We start from the raw sequence: 25,436 nt of genomic DNA, 5'->3' as shown, positions 1-25,436 counted from the left end.
TAAACCTATAGAGCAGGAAAGTGAGAGCAGGAGCAACTTTTAGGAATAAAAATAAGAAGGGAGGAAAGACAAAGATTGCAAAACGGCCCTTTGAGGATAACGCGAAGCAAAAAGCTCCGCGTTCGATAACCTCACGGCGGCAGGGTCTAAATTAACGCAGGCCCAACTGGAAGATCATAGTTTCTGCCTGGCAGGCAAAGGTGAAATCGATAGTCAGGCGCACACCACCTTCAGTCTCTTCCAGCTTATGTTCAATCAGGCAAGGTTCGGACTCAACAGCACGTGCTTTTTCAGTCAGCAGTTTCAGCATAGCTTCAGCTTCAGCACGGTTATCGAATACACAGCTATAGGATGCGGTGCAGTCGGTATTGTCCATCACAGTACCCACATCTACGCAGCAGCATGCCGCAGTTTCTTCGGCACTACAGCGATTAATTGCATCTGACATCTTCAATTCTCCTCAACGGATATTTCAAAATAGGTGCAAATTGCCTATTAGATAGTGCAAATGGCACAAAAATAAAACATGGTGCAAAAAATATTTCTCTATCCCCTATTTTACTCTCCTCGGTCACTTGGAACTAGGACTTACTGTTTAAAGGCCTATTAAGTGATGGAAATCACAGTCAAATTGTTTGTTCACTCATCAATAATGTATTAATTGCTATTAAATTGTGAGTTTTTTGTTAACTACGTCTATTTTTTGCAATCAAAAACGACCAAATGTCAAAACATACTTGCAACATTGATACAGGTCGGACCTATACTTCAGCCACTGGTCTGCTTTGTCTGAGTGATAACGGACCCTACAATCCCGCATTCTCTTGTTACGGTATGTAACATTAATTAAAACAATGAGGTTTTGGTCATGAACCAGAAAAACCTGTTTACCCGATCAGCTCTGGCAGCTGCAGTAGCATTAATTTCTTCGAACGTGTCTGCGGCCGGTTTTCAGCTGAATGAATATTCAGCCGCTGCATTGGGCCGCTCTTTCTCTGGTGAAGGCGCTGTTGCTGACAATGCTTCAGTGGGGAGCCGCAACCCCGCCGCGATGACTATGTTTGATCGCCCTTCCTTCTCTGGTGGCTTCGTTTATGTTGATCCAAACGTCGATATCAGCGGAACATCACCAAGCGGTAGAAGCACCAGTGCCAATAATATCGCGCCATCAGAGTGGATCCCAAATATCCACTTTATTATGCCGCTGAATGAACAGTGGGCAATTGGTGCCTCTGGTACTTCGAACTACGGTTTGGCGACGGAATTTAATGATGATTATGTTGCAGGGGCTCTCGGTGGTCAGACTGATCTGAAAACCGCTAACCTGAACCTGAGTGCAGCATATCGTTTAAATGAAAACTTCAGTTTTGGCTTAGGCTTTAACGCCGTTTATGCTGATGCGAAGATCGTGCGTCATATTGGTGAAGCAGGTGCTCGCTTAGGCCTACCAAACAGCACCGAAGTCACTCGAATGGAAGGGACTAAGTGGGGTTATGGCTGGAATGCGGGTGTTCTGTATGAAATCGATAAAGAAAACCGTTACAGCTTCACCTACCGTTCAAAAGTGAAAATTGATTTTGATGGTGATTTCAGTAATCAGTTACCACCTGCATTTGGTGGCACTGGTGGTGCTGTAATTCCGGGTGCATTGACTCTGAACCTGCCCGAAGTATGGGAAGTGTCAGGCTATAATCGTGTAGCACCACAGTGGGCAATTCACTACAGCATGGCCTACACCAGTTGGAGTCAGTTTAAAGAGCTGAAAGCAACAGGGTCTAATGGTAACGTCTTGTTCCAGAAAGATGAAAGCTGGCACGATGCTTATCGTATCGCACTGGGTACCACCTATTATTATGATGACAACTGGACATTCCGTACCGGTATCGCCTTCGATGATAGCCCAGTTCCAGCCAATAACCGTACCATCTCTATCCCAGACCAAGACCGTTTCTGGATCAGTGCCGGTACAACTTACGCCTTCAACAAAGATGCCTCTGTTGACGTAGGGATTTCCTATATGCATGGCCAGAACGTTCATATTACGGAAAAAACACCAGCAGCATTGGGCGGCACGACCTATGAATTTGACTCTAAAGGGACGGCATTGCTGTACGGCGTGAACTTCAACTACGCTTTCTAATAGCCTGCTTGGCAATACATTTGCCCACAAAAAAGCGCCTTTCGGCGCTTTTTTATTTGTTCATTGGGTATCAATAATCAGTTGGCTGAATCGATACTTTCCAGATCATCCTGAATAGCTTGTGCATTCGAATTCACTTCTGGTTTTAGCTGCCCACCACTTGCCAAGAAATCATAGCGCTGGAAGTAAGCCTCACGCACCATCAGATACGGATCAGAAGAGTTACGCAGTAAACCATCAGAATCCAACAGTTGGGCACGGGTTTCAACGCCCTCAAGCATCCACTTACCTGCCGACATCCAGAACGTCAGATAACTCAACACTGGGTAGACGTAATCAGCGGCATTACCGCCATCTTCACGGATCGTGAAGCTACCATACGCTGGCAGAACCACATATGGCCCGTAACCCACATTATAATGACCTAATGTAGAACCAAAACGCTGAGGAACTTGCTTCGCCAGTTTCGGATTCGCCATACTCGCCACATCAATTAAGCCGCCCATCCCCAAAATAGTGTTCAGGAAGAAGCGGTTAAAGTGCTTCATGGCGTTGTACGGGTCGCCGACCAGGAAGCTGTTGACCATGCTGGCTGGCTCTTCAAGGTTACTTAAGAAGTTGCTCGTCCCATTACGTGCCGGTTGTGGCACATAATCACGCCAAACAACCGCAACCGGGCGTACGATATAAGGATCTAGAACCTCATAGTTAAAATTGAACATTGCCCGGTTAAAACCTTCTAGTGGATCTGAGCGGCCCTGCTCCATGTGATCCGATGAGCTACTGGCGCACCCCACTAACAGTACGGTTGCAAAAGCTAGCCCCATCAGGCGGTAGTTCATACTTTTCTCCATGAAATTCTATCCAGCCCCTTCGATTTAAGGGATCTGTTTGTTTATCTGAACATTAATAATAGTCTGAGGCTGCCCTTTACCGTCAAAACTCTGCACTCCGCTTTCGCCAAACCAGTCACCAGGTTGAGAATTAACAGTACCATCTAGTGAGATACGCGCGCGTACATTCACCTGCTGCAAAGAAGAGAGCAAACGCTCTGGCATCATTGCATTACTGTCATCCAGCGTCACTGATAGCGGGAATCGGCTCAATGGTAGTTGTTTTACAGCAACCGGTATTGGGTTTACGCCATCGGTTACCGAAATAATCAGCATGCCTTGTTGCGGTAAATCCCGGGCGGCATCAGGTGATAATGAAACCTCTATTCCCAGTGTAGCTGTTTCCTGCCCTGCCTGTGATTTGGCTTGTGCAATACTGCGTTTTATCACTTCTATTCGAGAATCACCAGCCGGCAGCAATTTTAGCATAACTTCCCACGCACCAATGGCTTGTTTAAAATCTCCCTGCTCGAAAGCATTAAAAGCTAATAAACTCATGGCCCGCAAGTTGGTATGATCCTGCCCCACCATAGTGCGCAGCATCTGAGTTGCCAATTGGTTATCCTGCGGATCATTGGAGCGTGTCAAGACTTCGGCATAGCCCAGCCTGACATCATCATTATCGGGTGCAAGTTGGTAAGCTTTAGCAAAAGCTTGCGTTGCTGTGGTGGCATTATTCAGCGCCATACCCACTCGGCCTAACATCATCCAATCATTAACGTTACCAGTATCTTGCTGCAAAGAAGTCCGCAGCCCCAACCCTAAACGGGCAACTTCCTCCATGCTCAGAGGCTCCGCTCGTTCATTGGCAACCCGCGCTCGTAACTCCGGCATTTGTGCTTCAACCTGATGCCATTCTTGCACTTTAGGTAAGCCGCCAGTTTTCAGGTATAACCCCACCGCGACGACCACCATAATCACTAAACCCGGTAATAGTACCCAACGATTGATTGGGCTGGTGGTTTCAGATGATTGCTGTGGAATATCCGTCAGAAGGTTTTGTTGCAGTTCCTGAATCAATTCAGGTCTCTGTTCGACCACACCCTGCGCTTCGTCTTCCGCCAGTTCAGATAACCGGTCTTGATAAATTGCTTTATTCAGCTCATCTCGGGTTGTCACTTGCGAATTTGTCTTGTGCCGCAGAGCCGGAATAACCAGCAGAGCGCCCGCAACCACCAGCAAAATAATCACTATCAGCCAAAAAGCCATTATGGTTGTTTCCTGTTAGTTTTTTCTTGTTGAGCCGGGGAGTGTTGTTCTGTCACTGCCTGTTCAGCCAGCAAACGGTGTAATCTTTGCTGCTCTTGCTCCGAAAGTGGTGCTTCGCTCGCCACTCTTCGCCGCGCGCGCAACACGACTATCACGGCCCCTATCAGGACAAACAGTGCTGGCCCAACCCACAGAATTAGGGTGGCAGCAGTCACCGGTGGTTCATAGGTGACGAAATTACCGTATCGGGCCACCATATAATCAATGATTTGCTGCTTAGATTGCCCCTGCTGTTGCAGCTCATATACTTTACCGCGCATGTCAGCGGCAATAATGGCATTTGAGTCCGCAATACTATTGTTCTGGCATTTCGGGCAGCGCAGTTGTTCGGTCAATTCACGATACTGCTGCTCCTGCGCCTCGGTGCTAAAAGTGTAAGTATCAATAGCAGCAAACGCACTCCAACTCAGTATCAAGCCAAGTAGCAGACTGAATAATCTCATGCGCCCCCCTGATACTTTTTGTAGAGTGGCAGGATTTCCTGCTGCCAAACACGATCATTGAGATCACCGGCATGGCGGTAACGAATAATGCCCTGACCGTCGATTAAGAAAGTTTCCGGCGCGCCGTAAACCCCAAGATCTAACCCCAACATGCCATCGCCATCATATAAGCTCAGGGCATACGGGTTGCCCAACGAATTGAGCCACTGCACAGCTTTGGCGCGATCATCTTTGTAATTCAATCCCACGACACGGATGCCCTGAGCGGCGAGTTTATTTAAATATTGATGCTCGGCACGACACGTCGGGCACCACGTTGCCCAGACGTTGAGCAGCATCGGCTGGCCATCATGCAATATTGCCTGATCAAAGGTTTTCCCTGGTTGTTCAAGGGATTCCAACTTGAACGTCGGTACAGGCTTGCCAATTAGCGCTGACTCCAACATGGTTGGATCATCGCCATTAGCATTACGGGTTAGTTGCACTAAAAAGGCGATAACCAGCAGTAAAAACAGCACCAACGGAATAAACATCAGCTTATTGAATGAACCTTGAGATTTCATTTTTCAGCCTCCGTTGTAGCGCCGCGTTTTAACTTTTTGCTCATTCGATAACGAGGATCGAGCATGCAGAGAATTCCACCGATGGCCATAAACACCCCGCCATACCAGATCCAGCGGACAAAGGGTTTGTAATACAGGCGCACCGCCCATGAACCGTCATTCAACTCTTCACCCAAGGCGGCGTACAAATCACGGGTTAGGCCACCATCAATGGCCGCTTCAGTCATCATTGAACGGGCAACCGCGTAATAACGTTTTTCTGCATGCAGCGTGGCTTCTGGCTTACCGTTTCGAGTGACATCAATAATGCCAACACCGCCGGTATAGTTTGGCCCTTTGATCTCGTGAACATCACGGAAAACAAAGTGATAATCATGGATATCGATGCTATCACCGGCTTTCATGCGCACATCGCGCTCAACACTGTAATTCTGGCTAAATGCAATGCCAATCACGGTGACAGCCACACCAAGATGCCCCAGCACCATGCCCCAATGGCTACGAGAAAGGTGGCTTAACCCCTGCCAGAAACCATGGCGATGCGTGGCGCGCTCATGTAACTCCATCAAGGTCAGAATAATCACCCAAATAGCCATCATCAGCCCAACCACCGTCATACCGGCAATAGTGTCTTGCAGCAACCACGGTACCCATATTGACAAGAGCAACGTTGCCACTAGCGCCACACCTAAACGTTTCCACAACTTGCTCGGTTCATCACGGCGCCAACGCACCAGCGGCCCGATCCCCATCAACAATGCCATTGGAGCCATCAACCAAGTAAACATCGTATTAAAGAAAGGTTCGCCAATAGAGATGCTACCCAGCCCCAACTGCTTGTGGACCAACGGCAGTAAGGTACCTAATAGCACCACCAACATGGCAGCAATCAGCAACACATTATTACCGAGCAGGAAAGTTTCGCGTGAGAAGACTTCATGTTGGGTACGGCTGCGGACCTGCGCACCTTTAAAGGCATACAGCAGTAAAGAGCCGCCGATGACAATCACCAGATAAGCCAAAATAAACATGCCGCGAGCAGGATCAGAGGCAAAAGAGTGTACTGACACCAACACGCCGGAACGCACTAGGAATGTTCCCATCAGGCATAAAGAAAATGCGGTAATCGCCAGTAATACCGTCCAGGCTTTGAACGTTCCTCGCTTTTCAGTCACCGCCAATGAGTGAATCAGCGCCGTACCTGCCAACCATGGCATAAAGGAGGCATTCTCTACCGGATCCCAGAACCACCAGCCCCCCCAACCCAGCTCATAATAGGCCCATGCCGAGCCGAGCACGATGCCCAAAGTTAAGAACACCCATGCAGCTTGAGTCCACGGGCGTGACCAGCGCGCCCATGCACTGTCGAGACGGCCAGCCATTAAAGAAGCAATGGCGAATGCAAACGCCACCGAGAAGCCCACATAACCCATGTAGAGTAAAGGTGGATGGAAAATCAGCCCAACATCCTGCAACAGGGGGTTTAAATCGTTGCCATCAATCGGGAAGTCCGGCAAGGTGCGGTTGAACGGATTTGAGGTCAGAATGATAAACAGCAGGAAGCCGCCGGTAATCATCCCCAACACCGATAGCACGCGGGCTACCGCATCATCTGGCATTGAGCGGCTAAACAGTGCTACCGCCAGTGACCAGCAACTGAGCAGTAATACCCAAAGCAGCAGTGACCCTTCATGCGCCCCCCAGCTCGCCGCAATCCGGTAATAAACCGGTAAATGTGAATTTGAGTTTGCTGCAACATAAGAGACAGTGAAATCATTTACCACAAACGCATAGATCAGACATATAAATGACAGCGCAATCGTGGCAAACATACCGTAGGTCAATGGTCTGCCAGTTGCCATCATACGGGCATCTTGCCGCGCGGCTCCCCATTGTGGATACAAACTCAGTAATAATGAGATAGCCAGCGCCAGACATAATAGGAAACTGCCAATTTCAGGCATCATGAGGCATTGCTCCCACCATTGGCGCTACTGTAAACCTCGGCCGGGCGAGTATGATTCTCTTTCATTGCCTCTTGCACTTCTGGTGGCGTGTATTTCTCATCATGTTTTGCTAACACTTCTTTGGCATTGATGGTATTGCCCTCGGCAAACACGCCTTGTGCGACTACGCCCTGCCCCTCACGGAATAAGTCGGGCAGAATACCGGTGTAAGTCACAGTGACGGCACCGCGTGCATCGTAAACTTTGAAACTCATTTCCAATGTTTTGTCGTCGCGTTGCACCGAGCCTGGCATGACCATGCCGCCAATACGTAGACGCTGGCCGATTTCCGGCTTCTCATGACGCTCGCCTTTACCCTGTAAAATTTCACCTGGAGTATAAAATAGATCAATATTAGAACGCAGTGCATACAGCACCAAAGTGGCGGTCAGACCGATACCGATCAACACTACAATGGCCAGATAGAGCCGACTTTTTCTACGTGGGTTCACTGTTGTTTCTCCTGCGGACGGGCGGCATTTTTCGCGTGTTCGACCTGAGCCTGATTTGCCTGTTGAATACGCTGCTCTCTAGCCTCACGGCGCTGAATATCCGCTAATAATTGTTTGTATTGCCAGCGCGTATGTCCCCACAGGCATAGCAGTGATAATAACGTTGCAGCAACAGCTAGCCAGACATATAAGGCATAACCGCCCATCGCAAAAAATTCCGCCCAAGAGTTAAAAGCAGGTTTCATAGGCGTGGCTCCTTACGTAATAACGCACTCACCCAAGGGCGATGGCGCTCTTGCTGCAAAATCAGATTGCGCAGGCGCATTAATGTCAGTGTGGCAAAACAGAACAGATAGCCAAAAATGGCCCATCGCAGCGGGGAGCGCATGCTGGGATCGATGCTTTGCTGCATATTGGTCGAACCTTGATGCAGGGTGTTCCACCAAACGACTGAGAAATGAATAATAGGGATATTGACTACGCCAACCAGCACCAGAATACCGGCAGCTCGCCCCGCTAATTTGCGGTCTTCGAAGGCGTTATAAAGGGCGATAACCCCCAGATAGAGGAACAACAGGACTAACTCAGAAGTCAGCCGGGCATCCCAAATCCACCAGGTTCCCCACATGGGTTTACCCCAAGCAGACCCTGTAACCAGCGCGATAAAGGTAAATACTGCCCCCACAGGAGCCATGGCTGCCACGATGTTATCGGACATTTTCATTTGCCAGACCAAACCAACAAATGCCGCGATAGCCATCGACATATAGATACCCATCGACCAAATCGCCGCAGGCACATGTATGTACATGATACGGAAGCTATTACCTTGCTGGTAATCCGATGGGGCGAAACCGAATCCCCATACCCAGCCCACCCCCAGACAGATAACGGCCACTATACCTAGCCATGGAATAAAACGCCCACACAGCTGATAGAGTCGCTCGGGTTTAGCGAATTGATGAAACCATTTCCACATTTTTCATTGCTCACGTTGAAATTGGACCGCCATCACCCTCGTGGGCATGTCGGTGCAGGGTACGGCGCACAATCTGCTCAGATCTGCGTTGGCTACCGCGCTTAAGCTTCTGAAAACCGTTACTCTTTTAATGGTTGTTGTTAATAACTTCTCAGACAAAAAGCCTCTTTGTGCCCAGCGATAATTAGCTAGTGCACACTCACTCTCAATGCAGCAGCGGTAGCAAAAGGTGCCAATGTTGCGCTCCCTGCTAACATTGCCCCCAAAATAGCCAGATAACCGTCAATCGGCAGTGCCATCGACGCCGCATCAATAGCTGCGGTAGCAAAAATCAGCACAGGGATATACAGCGGTAGAACCAATAAACTCAACAGAACGCCACCTTTACGTAAACCGACGGTCAGCGCCACACCGATAGCCCCAATAAAACTTAAGGTCGGCGTCCCCAACAGCAGGGTCAGCGCCATCGCAATGGCAGTATCACTATCAAGGGAAAGTAGCAACGCCACTAAGGGCGATAAAATAAGTAAAGGCAGCCCGGTAACAACCCAGTGAGCACACACTTTGCCTAACACCGTGAGGGCTAGCGGAGTGGGTAATAGCAGCAACTGCTCAAGAGAGCCATCATAGAAATCATCGCGGAACAATCGCTCCAGAGATAACAATGAAGCGAGTAATGCCGCAACCCAGACGATACCCGGGGCAATACGTGCCAATAATTGTGGTTCCGGGCCAATCCCTAATGGAAACAAGGTGATAACAATCAGAAAAAACCAGAGCGGATTAACGATTTCTGCGCCTTTTCTGAAGGCTATTTTCAATTCACGGCGCAACACGCTGATAAACATTACTTCTCCTGCGTGCTGGTTAAACGGATTTTACGCACATGCTGGCCGACAGCATCCAGATCCTGATGTGTGGTGAGCAAGACCATACCGCCTTTGGCGGCATGCGCCACAAACAGGGCTAACAATGTGCTGACGCCCTGCTTATCAATCGCCGTCAGAGGTTCATCCAAAATCCATAACGGTGCTTTACTCAACCACAGACGGGCCAATGCCACTCGCCGTTGCTGGCCTGCCGATAACTGAGAGACCGGCAAATCCTCATATCCCACCAACCCAACCTGAGATAAGGCTTGCCAGATTGCGGCACTATCCACCTGCTGGAATACCGACTGGTAAAATGCCAGATTTTCAAATGGTGTCAGCACCGATTTAATGCCCGGCTGATGACCTAAAAACAGTAAATCCTGATGATAACGGGCGCGGTCACGGCGTATATTTTCACCCAGCCAGTTCACTTGCCCAACATCAGCATCAGCAAGCCCGGCCAAAATACGCAGCAAACTGGTTTTACCTGCCCCATTTTGCCCCTCCACTTGTACAATCTCTCCCGCCGCCACAGAGAAACTTAACTGTTGGAACAGGCTTCGTTCATCTCGGATGCAGGTCAGATTTTTAGCTTCCAGCATGAAGGATTGTCTTCCACCGTAGAATTATTCACTCAGGAAAACTGAATGATAACATAAGGCTTATTCCTTACGTAGCATGGGTCTAATGCTAGGCCTACCCTAATAGAGGTAATATTCGGGTCAAGATCAAATTTCTGTAGAAAAAATCAACAACGTTAAAATTTAGTTACGACTTATCTTAGTTATCGTGACTAAAAGCTCACGAACAATAATTAGCTACTATGCTTATTTTCTGACGACCTCCTTATTTCACGACTAACCGGAAATCCCCTATGAGTGATGAAAAACTTTCTCAAGCTGAGGATGAACTGAACGTGGAGAGCCGCGGACAACATGATGGTAAGGAAATTAAAGTGTACGAAAAAAACCTGCCCTCCAAAGCCGCAGCAATCCATGAAATTATTCGTGTCGAGGGTGAAAAAGAGTTAGAGCGCGACAGCTTTGCCCTACTATGGTCAGCCGTGGCGGCGGGCCTTTCCATGGGAGCATCATTGATTGCCAAAGGTATTTTTCACGCCAAATTACCAGATACTCCAGCTAGCTTTTTACTGGAAAACATCGGTTATACCTTTGGTTTTATTATCGTCATTATGGCGCGCCAACAGCTATTTACTGAAAATACCGTCACCCCTGTACTGCCGATAATGCAAAAGCCCAGTCGCCAAAATTTTATCCTGCTATTCCGTCTCTGGGGGTTGGTATTGTTTGGCAACTTGATTGGCACCGGAATCGCGGCCTGCGCTTTTATTTATATGCCCGTATTTGACGAGGCTACGCGTGCCGCGTTTGTTAGCATTGCACAAAGTGTCATGGATAATTCTGCGGGTGAGATGTTTGCTAATGGTATATTTTCCGGCTGGATCATTGCCACTATGGTCTGGATGATGCCTTCCGCGGGAGGGGCCAAGATTTGGGTGATTTTTCTGATGACCTATCTGGTGGCGCTATGTGACCTAACCCACATCGTGGTTGGCTCAGTAGAAATCTTCTATTTGGTATTTAACGGATCGTTACCCTGGCAGCAATTTATCTATCCGTTCGCCATCCCAACTCTTGCGGGCAACATTATTGGTGGCACCTTTATTTTTGCATTGATAAGTCACGCACAGATCCGCAGCGATATGACCCATCAACCTAAAAAAAGCGACAAAGTAGACAATCACCCGCACACATAATGGCCCACTTTTTACCGCTTTGGTCTGATGTTTTTTGCACACTAATGCTAATTATTCACTCCCCGCTGGTGACAGAATAACCAAACAGACAGCTAACTGCTTATTATCTGGGTCAAAATGCGTATAATGCTCCGGCAGTACACTTCATCGGCAGTAAACCCGCTGATAAAAAGGTCCCCGTAGTTAAACGGATATAACAAGCCCCTCCTAAGGGCTAGTTACTGGTTCGATTCCAGTCGGGGACACCATTAGCACTTCTCCTACCCACGCAATCAGGTTAAGCAGTTCCTCATCCATATGATGAGAATATTGCGGATAGCATACTGAATTCTATTCATCACTATATAGCCAATGCTTGCTTCAGCTCGGGCAAAGTGTAGCGAACACAATATGGCACGGTACCACGTTCGAATAATCGGCCTTGGGCCAGTGGACCGGCATCTAAAGTATCAAAACCGAACTCGTCCAGTAATTTTGTAACCCGTTGTTTCGCCTCAGTATCATCTCCGGCGATAGGCAGAGCACGCCGATGCGGTGTTCCCGCTAACTGACCATCAACCTCGAGTTCTTTTACCCGAATGGAATTGAATGTTTTAACAATTTTTGACTCCGGCAGATGGCGCGCCAATAGCTCACTGGTTGTGGTCTGGTGCGTATCCAATTCAACCATCTGTCCATCCCGCTCAGGGTAGTAATTATTAGCATCAAGCACAATTTTGCCCGCTAACGCCGCGACAGGCACTGCACGATAATTTTTTAGTGGAACAGCAATTAAAACCACCTCGCCAAAAGCTGCCGAATCTTCAGCCGTGCCAATCTCACATCCTATTGCTGCGGCAAGACTAAGTAAGGTATCTGGCCCTCGGGAGTTACTGATCATGACTTGATGACCATGACGAACAGCCAACTCGGCAACAGCACGTCCAATAAACCCAGCCCCAATAATTCCGATTTTCATAGCAACACTCGCTTGTTGTCCGTATCAAATTGTACCTGACCACTATAATTATCAATCAAACAGTGATAAATACTCATTCAGTTGCGATTTTAGAAACCATAGGTTGTGAATCATGGATAGGCTACAAAGCATGGCGGTGTTTATCAAAGTTGTAGACTGTGGATCGTTTGCCAGAGCAAGTGAACATCTTGATATATCTTCGCAAATGGTAGGAAAGCATGTCGCCTTTTTGGAAGATCGCTTAGGCACACAACTCCTCAACCGCACGACGCGCAAACAGAGCCTGACAGAAATAGGCGCACTATTTTATGAGCGCTGTAAAGTGGTATTGGCTGAAGCTGAAGCTGCAGAATCGATTGCACACGAGCTTAATGCCACGCCTCGGGGTCGCCTTCGCATCAATGCCCCCGTGACTTTCGGAGCCTATAGTCTGGCACCGATGATGACCCGCTATCTGCACGAGTATCCAGAAGTCCACGTTGATTTGACACTCAATGACCGCTTTGTTGACCTCATTGATGAAGGCTATGAGGCGGTGATACGTCTTGGTGCCCTCAAAGACTCATCACTCATTGCTCGTTCATTAGCCCCCTACCGGCTGATTGCCTGCGCCTCGCCAGACTATTTGTTGGAGCACGGCATCCCCAAAGTCCCCGCAGATCTGACTACACATGAATGCCTCGGTTATACCTACTGGACTCATCCTCCCGAACGCGGCTGGCACTTTACCAAGGATGGCCAGGTTCATGTCATTCAAGTTAATGGGCGCTTGCAGGTGAATGATGCCACCGCATTACTCTGCGCAGCTTTACATAACGGTGGCATTATTCTTGGCGCAGAAGTCGTACTGAAAAACTACCTTAACTCTGGGCAATTGGTGCAAGTGCTGGCTGACTATCAAGCCCCCTCGCGCCAAATGCATATCTTGTTTGCAGCTAACCGGCGACCCACCCCTAAATTACGCAGCTTTATTGATTTTGTTGTGGCCGAATTTGGTCAGCCGGATTGAGTTTTATTCAACAAAGCGACCATCATCAGAGAAGCATTGAGTTTGAATTTTTCTGGTTTGTAATAACAAAATAGAAGTAAGAAGCCATATCGTTTATACGCCTAATCCGCCATCTGACTATCATTTAATGTGATAAAAAGTGTAAAATATGCACTTATTAGTACAGTAGTCTTTTATTTGTCATTTTTTTGAATTTATTTAGCTTATTTTCAAGAGGTTAACATAATGAATTTACCAAACTGTCCAAAGTGCAGTTCTGAATATACATGGCAAGAAGGGGAAAAACTCAATTGTCCAGAATGTGGTCATGAGTGGTCGCAAAACAGTGATTCAGCAGCGGCTGAAGAAGGGTTAGTTGTACGTGATGCCAATGGCAACCTGCTTGCCGATGGCGATGCCGTCACCGTGGTTAAAGATCTGAAAGTCAAAGGCAGCTCCTCAACGCTGAAAATTGGCACCAAAGTGAAAAGCATTCGTCTGGTTGAAGGCGATCACAATATCGATTGTAAAATCGATGGATTTGGCCCAATGAAGCTGAAATCTGAGTTTGTTAAGAAAAGCTGATAATTTAATCGGTCACTTCCCCTCCCGACAAAGACGCTGGCACTCAGTTATTTAAGATAAGCCATTGTTTTAATACTGGGAGGGAATTTCTCACTCCCCACTTTCCTTCCGCGTATTTCTCTCTCTCAACCTCTTTCTTGGCAACAGTCCCTAGCGCTGCATTCATTTAGATATATCTTTTTTCACCTCCCCCTCTTGCTAATTTAGATATATCGATCTAGATTAGACATATCGAAATCGTTTCGATATATCTAAAGGAGATTAACTATGTTTGGTTCAATGAAACGAAGCCGCCATTGCAGTAATGAACATCATGAAGGGCAAGGTTGCTGTGGTAAAAGAATGCATCGTGGGGGTCGTCATCACATGGCGGCACAAGGGGCAGAAGCAGTCAGAGGTGGTCGACGTGGGCGCGGTGATAAAATGCAGCGTCTGTTTGAACATGGTGATTTGCGGGTTGTTCTCTTGGCACTGCTGGATAAAAAACCTAGTCATGGCTATGAGCTGATTAAAGCAATTGAAGAAGCATCATCAGGTCTATATGTACCAAGCCCCGGGGTTATCTACCCAACACTGACGCTGCTGGAAGAGCAAGATTTTATTACCCCCGTGGCAACCGGTAATGGTCGTAAAAGCTATCAGGTCACTGAAGCGGGTAAAGTTGAATTGCAGCAAAATCAAGAGATGGTCAACACCATTTTCTCTCGATTAGCACAAGCAGAACGCCGCCCTGAAGGGAATTTGGCTGAAGGTATTTCTGATGCGATGCACCGTTTACGTCACATTTTACGCAGCAATATGGTGCGTTCAGATGTTACCCCTGAACAGGTCGTGCGCATTAATACCGCCTTGTTGACCGCGGTAGAGATTATTGAGAAAGAGTTAGCACCGCAATCAGCAGCCACCGACGAGAGTGAGCAGGAGAAAAAATAATGCCCGGTTACCGTTATCGCATCACCATTGAGCCGCTGACCGACAACAAAGGTCATCCCATTGATAAAGCCCCGGTAACGTTTGAAGCCGAGAATCATGATGATATTCTCGGCATCATCGAACGGTTACAAGCTCGGGAAGATATTGATTTTGGCAAAGAAAAAACAGCGGCATTTGCATTGGGTTTGAAACTGTTTTCAGAAACTATGATGGAGAATCGCAAGCACCCACTGTTTGCACCACTACGTACCGCATTTATGGATTTTATGACCAACTTGAAGAAAGGGTCGCCACGCGATCGTAACGGCAGTACCGAATAATCGTCAGTATAAAATTAAAATAGCCCCTACCCGTATAACGTGACTCGCTGGGAATATAAGCAATAAATAAAATTCCCAGCGAATGATTTAACTCAAATCGGCACCGTTACTGGCAATAACTTTTTTATACCAATAGAAAGATTTCTTCTTCTTACGAGCTAAAGACCCCTTTCCATGATCATCGCGATCCACATAAATAAAGCCATAGCGCTTACTCATTTCGCCAGTAGAGGCAGAAACTAAATCAATACAGCCCCATGAGGTATACCCCATTACCGGAATACCATCATCGATGGCCTCGGCCATCGCCTTAATATGTTCACGCAAATAGCTGATACGATAATCGTCGTCAATCTCACCTTGTGAGTTAATTTCATCTTTCGCGCCCAAGCCATTTTCCACCAAAAATAGTGGTTTTTGATAGCGGTCATACATCATATTCATGGTGATACGCAGACCGAGGGGATCAATTCCCCAGCCCCACTCACTGGCCTGAATATGAGGGTTTTTCAGTGACTTGACGATATTGGCAGCGCTGCTGTTATGTTCATTCATGTCCGCAGATGCACAACGAGAGGCATAGTAGCTAAAAGAGACAAAGTCCACGGTATGTTTGAGGATATCGTCATCCCCTACTTCAGTGGCAATAGAAATGCCTTTCTCCCGGAAAAGTCGTTTGGTGTAAGCTGGATAAGCGCCCCGAGCTTGAACATCAATAAAAAACAGATTTTCACGGTCTTTTTGCAGCGCAGCCCAGACATCTTCCGGTTTACAAGTCCGCGGATAGAAATTCCCCCCAGCTAACATGCAACCAACCTGATTCTCAGGGTTAATCTCGTGCGCAATTTTTGTTGCCAGCGCACTGGCGAGCAGTTCGTGGTGCGCTGCCTGATATTTTACCTGATCCTGATTTTCATGCGGCTCAAACACCAAACCTGCACCAGAAAATGGGCTATGCAGCAGAATATTAATCTCGTTGAATGTCAGCCAGTACTTCACCAACCCATCAAATTCTTCAAAACAAGTGCGGGCATAGCGGGTAAAGAATTCAACCATTTTGCGGTTACGCCACGAACCATATTCAGCAACCAGATACATCGGAACATCAAAGTGGCACAGCGTCACCAACGGCTCAATATTGTACTTTTTACATTCGTTAAAGAGGTCACGATAAAAAGCAACCCCCTCTGCATTGGGGGTCGTTTCATCGCCATTCGGGTAAATTCGACTCCAGGCGATTGATGTGCGAAATACGGTAAACCCCATTTCAGCCATTAGCGCAATATCGTCTTTATAACGATGGTAAAAATCTATCGCTTGATGACTAGGGTAAAACTCATCCTCTCTTAAGCTAAAACGCTTTTCTTGCCCTAATTTCACGGCTAAACGGTGTGGTCCATGAGGGATCATATCCACCGTTGACAGCCCTTTCCCCCCTTCAAAGCAAGCGCCTTCGGCCTGGTTTGCGGCTAATGCGCCGCCCCATAAAAAACCGTCGGGAAATATTGATGCTGCCATTAAGTACCTCTTTAATTTAGTTAATTTTTACTGCACTGTGCGAAACAGCAGGGTCTGCTACAGAGGCAGAGTCCCCTTCATTGTCTTCCACAGGAATATCTTCAAATCCCAACAGTAATGTTGTAATAAATGAAATAACTATCGCCAGAACCATGACACCAAACACCCACACAATACTCATTGGGTTTGCCGGGTCGAAAAATTGCACACTAGTAAATAGCCCAGGTGATGCCATTGAGTGGCTAGCCAACCCACCAATACCCGCCACCGCACCACAAATAAAGCCACTGATAAGGCTGGCGATCAATGGCCGCTTGAGGCGCAATGCCACACCATAAAGTGCCGGTTCAGATATACCAGCAACAATCGCTGAGGCCGCCGCAGCCAATGCGGTTTGGCGCAGTTCAGGGTTCTTGGTTCGCCAAGCCACCGCCAGTGAAGAACCACCAAGAGAAAGATTAGCGCCAATTTCTGACGGCATAACCATCCCTTCTTTCCCAGTCTCGGCAATGGTTTGGATGATGGTGGGGGTAAATACACGGTGCATGCCTGTCATCACCAACAACGGCCAGAGTGCGCCCATAATCGCAACAGAAAGCCAGCCCAGATAGTCATGAACGGTGTACACCAGAGAGGAAATACCACTACCGATCCAGATCCCCAACGGCCCGATAAACATGATGGCAATCGGCGCTGAGATCAGCACAATCAGCATCGGTTTCAGGAAGTTTTTGGTCACCGCCGGTGTAATACGATCGACCCATCTTTCAATATAAGACAACAGCCAAGTCATACAGAGAGCGGGAATCACGGTATAAGTGTATTTCACGGCCGTGACAGAAACCCCCATAAATTCCACTTGCTGCCCCTGCGCCGCTTTCGCCATTAAATCAATAAAGGCTGGATGAACCAGCACACCCGCAATAGCAATGGCTAACGACATGTTGGTTTTGAATTTTATCGCCGCCGAGGCCGCCACCATCACTGGTAGGAAGAAGAAAGCCCCGTCACCAATGACATTGAGGATAATGAGTGTTGATGAACCTTTCTCGAAGATGCCAGTCATATCCAGAATCATCGCCAGCAGTTTCACCATCGAACCACCGATGATGGCTGGGATCAACGGTGACATCGTGCCAATCAGCGCATCAAGTATCCCCGCCCCAATTCGCTTTAACGTAATTTTATTTTTCTGGGGTTGTGTATTGGTGGGCAATATACCTTCAGGAAGCAATTTGATCACTTCCGCATAGGCTGAAGACACATTATTCCCGATAATGACTTGGCACTGGTTTTCATTGCGAACTACTCCCAGCACACCGGTGATGGATTTCAACTTTGCCAGTTCAACCGCACTATCGTCATTGAGTACAAAACGTAAACGCGTCATACAGTGAGTCACTGCTGCGATATTATTCGCCCCACCAATGGCATCGACGATTTGTCGAGATACAGCAGCAAAATTTTTTGACATGAGTGGCAACTCCCCGTAATGACGCACGCCGAGCTAAGTGAACTCTTTGCGGCTTAAGAGAAATGCCCCTTGCCAGCATAAATTCATAATTAGCTATAATATTCATATAGTTATAATTTGGTTACCAACGAAAAATTGTTCATATTGTCATTTTCGACCCAATAGGTAACCGGTTCCACATGAGAATCTTAAAATATGAGGTGAAATTCAATAGGTGAATTTATTCAATTTTAATTCTGTGATAGTGATCGTCATTAGAGGGTGATTTTTCAGTGTCAAGGACATCAGTTTCGCTACAGAACCTGACGAACCCTCGCAACTTCAAGAACGAAAGGTATAGAATAATAATAATTTTCAATGTGTCAGGAAGGCCTATGTCTACAATGCAAGAAGTGGCAAAGAAAGCTGGGGTGTCAAAAGCCACTGTTTCGCGTGTTTTGTCGGGCAAAGGTTATGTCAGCGAAGCGACTAAAGAGCAGGTATTTAAGGCAATAGCAGAGACAGGATATCGGCCAAATTTACTGGCCAGAAATCTGGCCACAAATAAGTCTGAATGTATCGGTTTTGTCGTGACGAATACCCTGTATCAGGGGAGCTACTTTAATGAAATACTTTCTCAGGCTGCGCAAAAGTTAGAAAGTCATGGCCGGCAATTAGTGCTGGTTGACGGGAAACACAGCGCAGCAGAGGAACAAGAAGCCATCCAATTCCTGCTCGATTTACGTTGTGATGCAATCATAATCTACCCACGATTTCTAACTGTTGATGCCATGGACCTTATTATTGATAAATATAAGCAGCCCATTATGGTGGTGAACAGAAAGCTCAGAAAAAATCACAGCCACTGTATTTTCTGTGATCATCAAGGGTCAAGTTATCATGCAACGCAATATCTTATTGAGCGAGGCCACCAGAATATTGCATTCATTACAGGTTCACTGGATTCCCCCACGGCAATAGAACGCCTTTCGGGGTACAAAGCCGCATTAGCTGCATCTTCTTTGCCGGTTCAGGATGAGCTAATTGTGCAAGGGAAATGGACGCCTACTAGTGGAGCATTAGCGGTAGAGCTGTTGTTAGACAGCAACGTTCCCTTTAGTGCAATTATTGCCAGTAATGATGATATGGCGATTGGTGCAATAAAAAAATTAGATGAAGTGGGAATGAAAGTTCCTGAAAATATCTCCATCATCGGCTTCGACAATATTCCTATTGCACCTTTCCTACGGCCCCCACTATCGAGCATAAAAGATCCTGTCAGCGGTATGATAAATGAAGTTATCAATCGACTTATATCTATGCTAGATGGCGGATATTTATCAAAGGAAAATATATTTCAATCCGAGCTGATTATCAGAGATTCTGTCAGTAATGGGCCATTTTTCAATTCAATGGAGAATAAGTCATCGGTGGAAAATGCTCAGTAAAAAAGGAGCCAAAGGCTCCTTTTAATCAAGTAAACAGTGATACTATTTAACGCGCACACCTTCAACTGACAGAATCAGCTCGACGTCTTGTGACGCTGGCCCCAAGTCCGTGGTGATATTAAAATCCTTCAGCTTAATATTACCGTTAGCTTCAAAACCAGCACGGTAACCCCCCCACGGATCATTACCCTGACCGGTTAATTTGCTTTCCAACGTCACAGGCTTAGTCACGCCATTTAACGTCAGATTACCTACCACAGTATAACCGTCTGCGTTCTTCTTCACTTCTGTTGACTCAAATGTCGCCTGTGGGAATTTACCAACATTGAGGAAATCTTTACTGCGTAGATGCTTATCACGCTCGGCATGATTGGTATCTACACTGTTTGTGTTGATCACGACGTTGACTTTATCAGCTGACGGATCCTTTTCATCGAAAGTAAAAGAACCATCGAAATCGTTAAAACTGCCGTATAACCAGCTATAGCCTAAGTGTTTAATGCGAAATTCGATAAAGGCGTGTTGGCCTTCTTTATCGATTTTATATTCAGCGGCTACGGCGCTACCTGCGGTAAACATCAGTGCGCCTACAGTCAGGCCCAAAAGGGTCTTATTAAACATGCTTAATTCTCCATAATACAGTTGGTTAATCGGTGCTACGTCCCAGCATCCGTTTAAGAGTCATATCACCATCAATAAAGTGATGTTTAATTGCGGCCAGTCCATGTAATAGTGAAATCACAACAACAGCCCAAGCTAGATAAAGATGCACTGTCCCGGCAATATCCGCTTGTTCAGGTAATCCGGTTAATGTTGCCGGTACGGAAAACCAACCAAATATATTGATAGGTTGCCCATCAGCCGTCGAAATTAAATAACCGCTGAACATAATGCAAAATAGAAAAATATATAAAATAACATGCGCCAATATCGCGCTAACTCGAGTTAAACGGCTATAACTCGATAGTGGCTTTGGTGGTGGTGAAATAAAACGCCAAATTACACGAAATAACATCACAGCAAAAAGGATACACCCGACGCTTTTATGTATTTCAGGTGCCTGATGATACCAACCATCGTAGTAGCCTAATGTCACCATCCATAAGCCCAGAGCAAACAGTGCATATACTGTTAATGCCACTAGCCAGTGGATACTAATAGTGACGCAACCAAACTTCTCCTTGGTATTTTTCCAAAGCATAATGATTCCCTTTTGCTCAATTTATAAAGCAATAGTCAAACATTATGAAACATAAAATCAACACTTATTTGATATAAGATATATTTCACCGACAGCCGTCAGTTATTTTGCAAAAGTTTATAATTACTCGGTCAATATAATTGTTGAACTTTACTCAACCTGACATAAGCACAACAAACCGATACATGGAAGCAGCAAAAAATAATGCCACTATAAGAATCTATAATGGCATTAGAGACGGTATTTTCTGTACATTGTTGTCGGGAAAAAATACAAAATACGCTACGTTATACTGAGAAACCGAGATAAAGATAGATGGCTAAAACAATGCTCGCGGTGGCAATGGCATAAGGCATTTGTGTGCGAATATGCTCGATGTGGTCACAATCTGTTGCCATCGATGCCACGATAGCATCCCCAGATATGGGCGATGTCATGTCCCCAAAAATAGACCCGGCAATTGCTGCACCAATCATATATTCCACAGGTATACCAACCGAAACACCCAGTTGCACACCAATAGGGATCATGATGGCAAACGTTCCCCATGATGTCCCCGTCGCGAGCGACATAATGGCACTGATAATAAAAATAAAACCAATGGAGAAACCGGGGGAAATAACACCAGACGTGATAGCTGCAATATATTGTCCGGTATTAAGATCCGCAGAGACATTACCCATTAAAAATGCCAATACCATAATTGAGCTGATCTTAACCATGCTGGCATAACCGACATACAGCTCTTTAAAGAAGGATTCTATATTCAGAATTCGTCGGCCACAGAACCAAATAAATGAAACGGTTGTCCCGAACATCACGGCACTATAAACCGACATAGAACCGCTGCCCTTCGTAAAATCACCGTCACCAGTCACATAAAGTGCAACCGGAACAGCAATGACAGTCGATAGGATAGGGATTAGGAAGTTAAGCAATGAATTACATGCCGGATGATCAATGACTTCATCTTCTTCTTTCGAGACATGAACATCCTGTTTACTAACGAAATTTACTTCCGCTTTCTTCATCGGCCCCCAAGTAGCACCAGAGAAAATATAAAATAGCACTGAAGCCAGAGAGAACCATGCCATAAGATTCCACACCATTGATCTGGCAAGAATTTCAAATGGTTGGCCATCAATGTAGCCTTTCGCTATCTGGACACCGATAACCCCCATCATAGCGGCGCCCCACCCATTAATCATTGCCGAGGAGCAAACAGAGACACAGGAAGTTTGAATAATGTAAGACATTTTTTCCGGTGACAGGCCGTATCTTTTTGCCAGATCTTTGGTCGATGCCCCAGCAATAAGTTGGTTAATCGAACTTTCGATGAAAATGATTGAAGTAATCACCATCGCCAGTAATTGCACTGCTTTTTTATTGGTAACAAATTGGGTCTTTTCTGTTAAGGCGCGAACTAAACTTCTCACCCCACCAGTCACGACAATTAAGCGCATAATACCGCCAATCATCACCATAAAAATAACAGTACGGGTATTTCCTGGAGAAGAGAACGTATCAATAATGCCATTTAACGTCCCACTGATTCCCTGAATAATATTGTGGTCGTTAATGACCGTAAATCCAACAACTATCCCCATAAGTAACGACAGTATGACTTGGCGAGTAAAGATGGCCAAACAAATCGTGACTAATGGAGTTATAATTGTCCACACGCCGTAATCATGCATATAACTACCCTATTAATTATTGTATAAAGGAAAGGGCTTGCTCTGCGTCTGCTATTAAATCATTAATATCTTCGATGCCTATTGAAAGGCGTAGTGTTGTGTCGTATATGCCAATATTTTCCTTTTCTTCTTTGGACATAGAACCATGGGACATTGACGCAGAATGGTTGACCATACTTTCAACTCCCCCCAGAGACTCGGCTAAAACGAAGTAACTTAACTTGGCAATAAAGGTTTTTACCGCCGAGATATCACCTTTTAATCGAATGCTGACGACTGCACCGCCAGAACGCATTTGTTTCTTACATAACTGATATTGAGGATGAGATTCCAACCCAGGATAATGAACATCAAGTACCTTCGGATGTTGCTCTAAAAACTGAGCCATTTTTAAGGCATTGCTACATTGACGCTCCATACGAACATCCAATGTTTTCATGCCCCGTAATGCCAGATAAGCATCAAACGGAGAGGCAATAGCCCCGACGGTGGTTTTGCAAAAATCGAGCTGTTGTGCGATATCCTGAACATTCGTAATCACTGCACCGCCAATTAAATCAGAATGCCCACCAATGTATTTACTGGTAGAAAGCATAACGATATCCGCACCGAGGGTGAGAGGACGTTGGTTCCAAGCGCTGGCAAAAGTATTATCCACACAGCTCATGATGCCTCGCTCTTTTGCAACCTGGCACACCGCTTCAATATCAACCAATTCCAACAGCGGGTTCGTCGGTGTTTCAATCCAGATTAAACGGGTATTTTCTTGGATATGGTTATCCACTGCGGCAAGATCATTTAGATCGACGTAGCTAAATGTGGTACCTGATGTTTGTTTGCGCAGCCGCTCAAATAAACGATAAGTACCGCCGTAAACACCTTTCATTACTAATACATGGGAATCTTTAGGAAGCAGTTCCAATATGAGCGCAGTTGCAGCCATACCAGAAGCGGTTGCCGTTGCATAGATTCCGCCTTCTAATTCAGCCAATGCCGTTTCATAGGCGTATCTTGTTGGATTACTGCATCGGGAATAACAAAACTCACCTTCCTCACCTAAATTTGGCTGAATAAAAGAACTGGCGGTAGTAATTGGTGGGAAAATAGCATTATTACCACGATCAACTTGATCTCCTGCATGGATCACCAGAGTTGCAATTGATTTTGTTTTCTTCATTATTTATCCCTTAAATTTTAACGATAGCCAACCGCTCATTATAAATAATGATGCTAGGCTTCACTGTTAAACAGTACTGCTTATTTTATTTAAGCGTCATTATACTGATTATTTCTTTATCCGTTTGTCTCATTGGTGATAAAACTAATTTACATAAATTATTAATAGAGCCTTCTACGTCGCAAGAAACAATACCATCACGCTCACCGACCACGGTGTTTTGCTGTGCCATTAATACTGATTTAAATGCACAAGCTGTTGCAGTAGAGACTTTCATGGCACAACTATTTGATGCACCATCGCAAATAATGCCGCTGATATCACTTATCATATTGCTGACAGCATATGAAATTGTCTGATAGTTCTTGGTCAACAGCCAACTCATTCCTGCGGCGGCCCCCATGGCAGCCGTAGAAGCTGCACACAATGCAGATAGTCGGGTATAACGCATGTGAATTGAAATAGCAGCCAAGTGAGCCAATGCCAGCGCCCGAGCCAATATTTCATCGTCAACGTTAAGGTGTTTGGCAAGTGTCAGCACCGGCATCGTCACCGTAATCCCCTGATTGCCCGAACCGTAATTTGACATCGCTGGTAAAGGTGCCCCCCCCATACGCGCATCTGAGGCTGCAGTCGTATTGATTAACATTTGGCTCAATAAATCAGCACTGATAAAACCGTTTTTTCTGGCTTGTACTAATGCGCCGCTGACGTTCAAGCCATAATTTTTCCTTTGCCCTTCATCAGAAAGTGCCGAGTTGACTTCTGCACTTTTAAGCATAAACATAATGTCTTTTGCGGCAACTTCAGTAATAAATCTAAACGCATCGAGTAGGGAGAACTGAGGTAACTCAGGGCTCTGAATATTATTTGTCATTAAATCATTTGTGAGGTCTTGTTTAATATTATTAATATAAAGTTCAGTGATATTTGTATGACTACCTTGAATAACAACCCGGCACTGTTCGCAAAGGCTATATACAGTAATATCAATAAAAATAAAGTCCTCAGCCTCAAGTGTTTCTAAACGCACATGACCTGATTCATTAAGTCGATAAGCTTCAGCTATTTGTGCTGTAGTAATATCTTTTAATACCTCCAACCCTGCATCCGCATTACCACCAATCGCTCCTATTGCGGCTGAAAGCGTAACACCTGAATAAGCCGTCCCCGGAATAGTGACCCCCATCGCATTTTTATATAGGTTCTCCGATATATTCCCGGCAATCTTGACCAGTGGCTCCTTAAGATATTTAGCCGCTACCGCAGCAGCATAGGCAATAGCAATTGGCTCAGTACAACCTAATGAGATTTTCACTTCTTTTCTCAACCAATCGAGTAATTGTTGATGCGTAATTTTTTGCATTTTAAGTTATTAGTGAGTGATTTTATTTATTTTCATCTTATGGTTTTATAGAGAGAAATACTTTTCATTATTTCCTGTTGTTTTTGGCGCATGGAGAATTTTGTTCTCTTTGATAAAAGATATTAAAAAAGAAAAAACACAATAAAAACACTTAAAATACAAATAGATAAATAATCAAAACCCAATAAAAATAACCGCCAGTGAGATACTAGTCACAAAACAATAAAGAGAATATTTTCCCCTTTGGCAAACAACTTATCGACCAAGAACGTTTTTCCTGAGGTTTTAAGCGTTAAAAGAAGTCACCATGACTCCAGAACAAAAATAAATATCCTCCGGCATAGCCGGAGGTTTTTCATATGCGCCTATAAGGCTCTGTTGCCAGCCGCGCCCTAACA

At 45.8% G+C, this 25,436-nt stretch carries 26 protein-coding genes and 1 tRNA gene; 8 read left to right on the top strand and 19 right to left on the bottom strand.

Features of this window, described 5'->3' with window-relative positions; all coding sequences use genetic code 11:
* Positions 1-151: 151 nt before the first annotated feature.
* Positions 152-448 (bottom strand): YfcZ/YiiS family protein, encoded by a 297-nt coding sequence (locus HUZ92_RS19060; RefSeq protein WP_072086771.1) that lies wholly within the window; start codon positions 446-448, stop codon positions 152-154.
* Positions 449-868: 420 nt separating this feature from the next.
* On the opposite strand from HUZ92_RS19060, the gene fadL reads away from it, so the two are divergent.
* Positions 869-2,140, top strand: coding sequence for a long-chain fatty acid transporter FadL (gene fadL / locus HUZ92_RS19055; RefSeq protein ID WP_050101545.1), 1,272 nt, complete (start codon positions 869-871; stop codon positions 2,138-2,140).
* Positions 2,141-2,217: 77 nt separating this feature from the next.
* Here the strand turns inward: fadL and mlaA are convergent, their stop codons facing one another.
* The 10 genes from mlaA to ccmA all read right to left on the bottom strand — a co-directional run bounded on the left by mlaA (position 2,218) and on the right by ccmA (position 10,219).
* A complete protein-coding gene (mlaA, locus tag HUZ92_RS19050) occupies positions 2,218-2,982 on the bottom strand; it encodes a phospholipid-binding lipoprotein MlaA (protein ID WP_072086769.1) in 765 nt (254 codons plus the stop codon).
* A gap of 36 nt (positions 2,983-3,018) precedes the next feature.
* Entirely contained in the window at positions 3,019-4,242 is a 1,224-nt protein-coding gene (gene ccmI, locus HUZ92_RS19045) for a c-type cytochrome biogenesis protein CcmI (RefSeq protein WP_050101540.1), read from the bottom strand.
* Complete coding sequence (locus HUZ92_RS19040; RefSeq protein ID WP_050101539.1) at positions 4,242-4,745, bottom strand: cytochrome c-type biogenesis protein; 504 nt, start codon at positions 4,743-4,745, stop codon at positions 4,242-4,244. The genes ccmI and HUZ92_RS19040 overlap by 1 nt, the downstream gene beginning before the upstream one ends.
* Entirely contained in the window at positions 4,742-5,308 is a 567-nt protein-coding gene (locus tag HUZ92_RS19035; RefSeq protein WP_050101537.1) for a DsbE family thiol:disulfide interchange protein, read from the bottom strand. The genes HUZ92_RS19040 and HUZ92_RS19035 overlap by 4 nt, the downstream gene beginning before the upstream one ends.
* A complete protein-coding gene (locus HUZ92_RS19030) occupies positions 5,305-7,275 on the bottom strand; it encodes a heme lyase CcmF/NrfE family subunit (RefSeq protein ID WP_050101535.1) in 1,971 nt (656 codons plus the stop codon). Before HUZ92_RS19030 ends, HUZ92_RS19035 begins: the two co-directional genes overlap by 4 nt.
* The gene (gene ccmE, locus HUZ92_RS19025) at positions 7,272-7,766 is read right to left on the bottom strand and encodes a cytochrome c maturation protein CcmE (protein WP_050101533.1); all 495 of its coding nucleotides are present in this window, start codon (positions 7,764-7,766) and stop codon (positions 7,272-7,274) included. The genes HUZ92_RS19030 and ccmE overlap by 4 nt, the downstream gene beginning before the upstream one ends.
* Entirely contained in the window at positions 7,763-8,011 is a 249-nt protein-coding gene (ccmD, locus tag HUZ92_RS19020; protein ID WP_050101532.1) for a heme exporter protein CcmD, read from the bottom strand. Before ccmD ends, ccmE begins: the two co-directional genes overlap by 4 nt.
* Complete coding sequence (locus HUZ92_RS19015) at positions 8,008-8,745, bottom strand: heme ABC transporter permease (protein WP_050101529.1); 738 nt, start codon at positions 8,743-8,745, stop codon at positions 8,008-8,010. The genes ccmD and HUZ92_RS19015 overlap by 4 nt, the downstream gene beginning before the upstream one ends.
* 188 nt (positions 8,746-8,933) lie before the next feature.
* Positions 8,934-9,593 carry a heme exporter protein CcmB gene (ccmB, locus tag HUZ92_RS19010; protein ID WP_050101528.1) on the bottom strand — a complete coding sequence of 220 codons (660 nt, stop codon included), beginning with the start codon at positions 9,591-9,593 and terminating at the stop codon, positions 8,934-8,936.
* Positions 9,593-10,219, bottom strand: coding sequence for a cytochrome c biogenesis heme-transporting ATPase CcmA (gene ccmA / locus HUZ92_RS19005; protein ID WP_050101526.1), 627 nt, complete (start codon positions 10,217-10,219; stop codon positions 9,593-9,595). The genes ccmB and ccmA overlap by 1 nt, the downstream gene beginning before the upstream one ends.
* 272 nt (positions 10,220-10,491) lie before the next feature.
* On the opposite strand from ccmA, the gene HUZ92_RS19000 reads away from it, so the two are divergent.
* Positions 10,492-11,394 carry a formate/nitrite transporter family protein gene (locus HUZ92_RS19000; RefSeq protein ID WP_050101524.1) on the top strand — a complete coding sequence of 301 codons (903 nt, stop codon included), beginning with the start codon at positions 10,492-10,494 and terminating at the stop codon, positions 11,392-11,394.
* A 173-nt stretch (positions 11,395-11,567) separates the two neighbouring features.
* A tRNA-Arg gene (locus HUZ92_RS18995) sits at positions 11,568-11,642 on the top strand.
* A gap of 92 nt (positions 11,643-11,734) precedes the next feature.
* Here HUZ92_RS18995 and HUZ92_RS18990 read toward each other — a convergent pair.
* Positions 11,735-12,352 carry an NADPH-dependent F420 reductase gene (locus tag HUZ92_RS18990; protein WP_050101522.1) on the bottom strand — a complete coding sequence of 206 codons (618 nt, stop codon included), beginning with the start codon at positions 12,350-12,352 and terminating at the stop codon, positions 11,735-11,737.
* A gap of 112 nt (positions 12,353-12,464) precedes the next feature.
* On the opposite strand from HUZ92_RS18990, the gene HUZ92_RS18985 reads away from it, so the two are divergent.
* From HUZ92_RS18985 to HUZ92_RS18970, 4 genes are all read left to right on the top strand, one after another.
* Positions 12,465-13,361, top strand: a complete 897-nt coding sequence (locus tag HUZ92_RS18985; RefSeq protein WP_145579829.1) for a LysR family transcriptional regulator — start codon at positions 12,465-12,467, stop codon at positions 13,359-13,361.
* 222 nt (positions 13,362-13,583) lie between these two features.
* Entirely contained in the window at positions 13,584-13,925 is a 342-nt protein-coding gene (locus HUZ92_RS18980) for a zinc ribbon domain-containing protein YjdM (RefSeq protein WP_164908411.1), read from the top strand.
* A gap of 267 nt (positions 13,926-14,192) precedes the next feature.
* A complete protein-coding gene (locus HUZ92_RS18975; RefSeq protein ID WP_072086768.1) occupies positions 14,193-14,858 on the top strand; it encodes a PadR family transcriptional regulator in 666 nt (221 codons plus the stop codon).
* Positions 14,858-15,178, top strand: a complete 321-nt coding sequence (locus HUZ92_RS18970; RefSeq protein WP_050101516.1) for a DUF3861 domain-containing protein — start codon at positions 14,858-14,860, stop codon at positions 15,176-15,178. Before HUZ92_RS18975 ends, HUZ92_RS18970 begins: the two co-directional genes overlap by 1 nt.
* Before the next feature lie 87 nt (positions 15,179-15,265).
* Here HUZ92_RS18970 and HUZ92_RS18965 read toward each other — a convergent pair whose 3' ends face one another.
* Positions 15,266-16,696 carry a 6-phospho-beta-glucosidase gene (locus HUZ92_RS18965; protein WP_145579830.1) on the bottom strand — a complete coding sequence of 477 codons (1,431 nt, stop codon included), beginning with the start codon at positions 16,694-16,696 and terminating at the stop codon, positions 15,266-15,268.
* 16 nt (positions 16,697-16,712) lie between these two features.
* Positions 16,713-18,170: a PTS cellobiose/arbutin/salicin transporter subunit IIBC gene (gene ascF / locus HUZ92_RS18960; protein ID WP_050101510.1), complete on the bottom strand. Its 1,458-nt coding sequence runs from the start codon at positions 18,168-18,170 to the stop codon at positions 16,713-16,715.
* A 374-nt stretch (positions 18,171-18,544) separates the two neighbouring features.
* Here ascF and HUZ92_RS18955 point away from each other — a divergent pair, with 374 nt between their 5' ends.
* Complete coding sequence (locus HUZ92_RS18955; RefSeq protein ID WP_050140331.1) at positions 18,545-19,597, top strand: LacI family DNA-binding transcriptional regulator; 1,053 nt, start codon at positions 18,545-18,547, stop codon at positions 19,595-19,597.
* 42 nt (positions 19,598-19,639) lie between these two features.
* On the opposite strand, the gene HUZ92_RS18950 is transcribed toward HUZ92_RS18955, so the two are convergent.
* The 5 genes from HUZ92_RS18950 to HUZ92_RS18930 form a co-directional block, all read right to left on the bottom strand.
* On the bottom strand, positions 19,640-20,218 hold the full coding sequence (locus tag HUZ92_RS18950; protein ID WP_050101506.1) for a YceI family protein: 579 nt from the start codon (positions 20,216-20,218) through the stop codon (positions 19,640-19,642).
* 25 nt (positions 20,219-20,243) lie between these two features.
* Complete coding sequence (locus tag HUZ92_RS18945; protein ID WP_050101504.1) at positions 20,244-20,798, bottom strand: cytochrome b; 555 nt, start codon at positions 20,796-20,798, stop codon at positions 20,244-20,246.
* Positions 20,799-21,085: 287 nt separating this feature from the next.
* Positions 21,086-22,495 (bottom strand): Na+/H+ antiporter NhaC family protein, encoded by a 1,410-nt coding sequence (locus tag HUZ92_RS18940; protein WP_050101502.1) that lies wholly within the window; start codon positions 22,493-22,495, stop codon positions 21,086-21,088.
* Between the two features lie 16 nt (positions 22,496-22,511).
* Positions 22,512-23,672: a trans-sulfuration enzyme family protein gene (locus tag HUZ92_RS18935; protein WP_050101500.1), complete on the bottom strand. Its 1,161-nt coding sequence runs from the start codon at positions 23,670-23,672 to the stop codon at positions 22,512-22,514.
* 85 nt (positions 23,673-23,757) lie between these two features.
* Positions 23,758-25,038: an L-cysteine desulfidase family protein gene (locus HUZ92_RS18930; protein ID WP_050296379.1), complete on the bottom strand. Its 1,281-nt coding sequence runs from the start codon at positions 25,036-25,038 to the stop codon at positions 23,758-23,760.
* Positions 25,039-25,436 lie beyond the last annotated feature (398 nt).

The sequence above is a fragment of the Yersinia vastinensis genome (assembly GCF_902726565.1).
Taxonomy (GTDB): domain Bacteria; phylum Pseudomonadota; class Gammaproteobacteria; order Enterobacterales; family Enterobacteriaceae; genus Yersinia; species Yersinia vastinensis.
The sequence above is the reverse complement of the archived record's forward strand: the minus strand, read 5'-3'. Positions and strand labels throughout refer to the sequence as shown.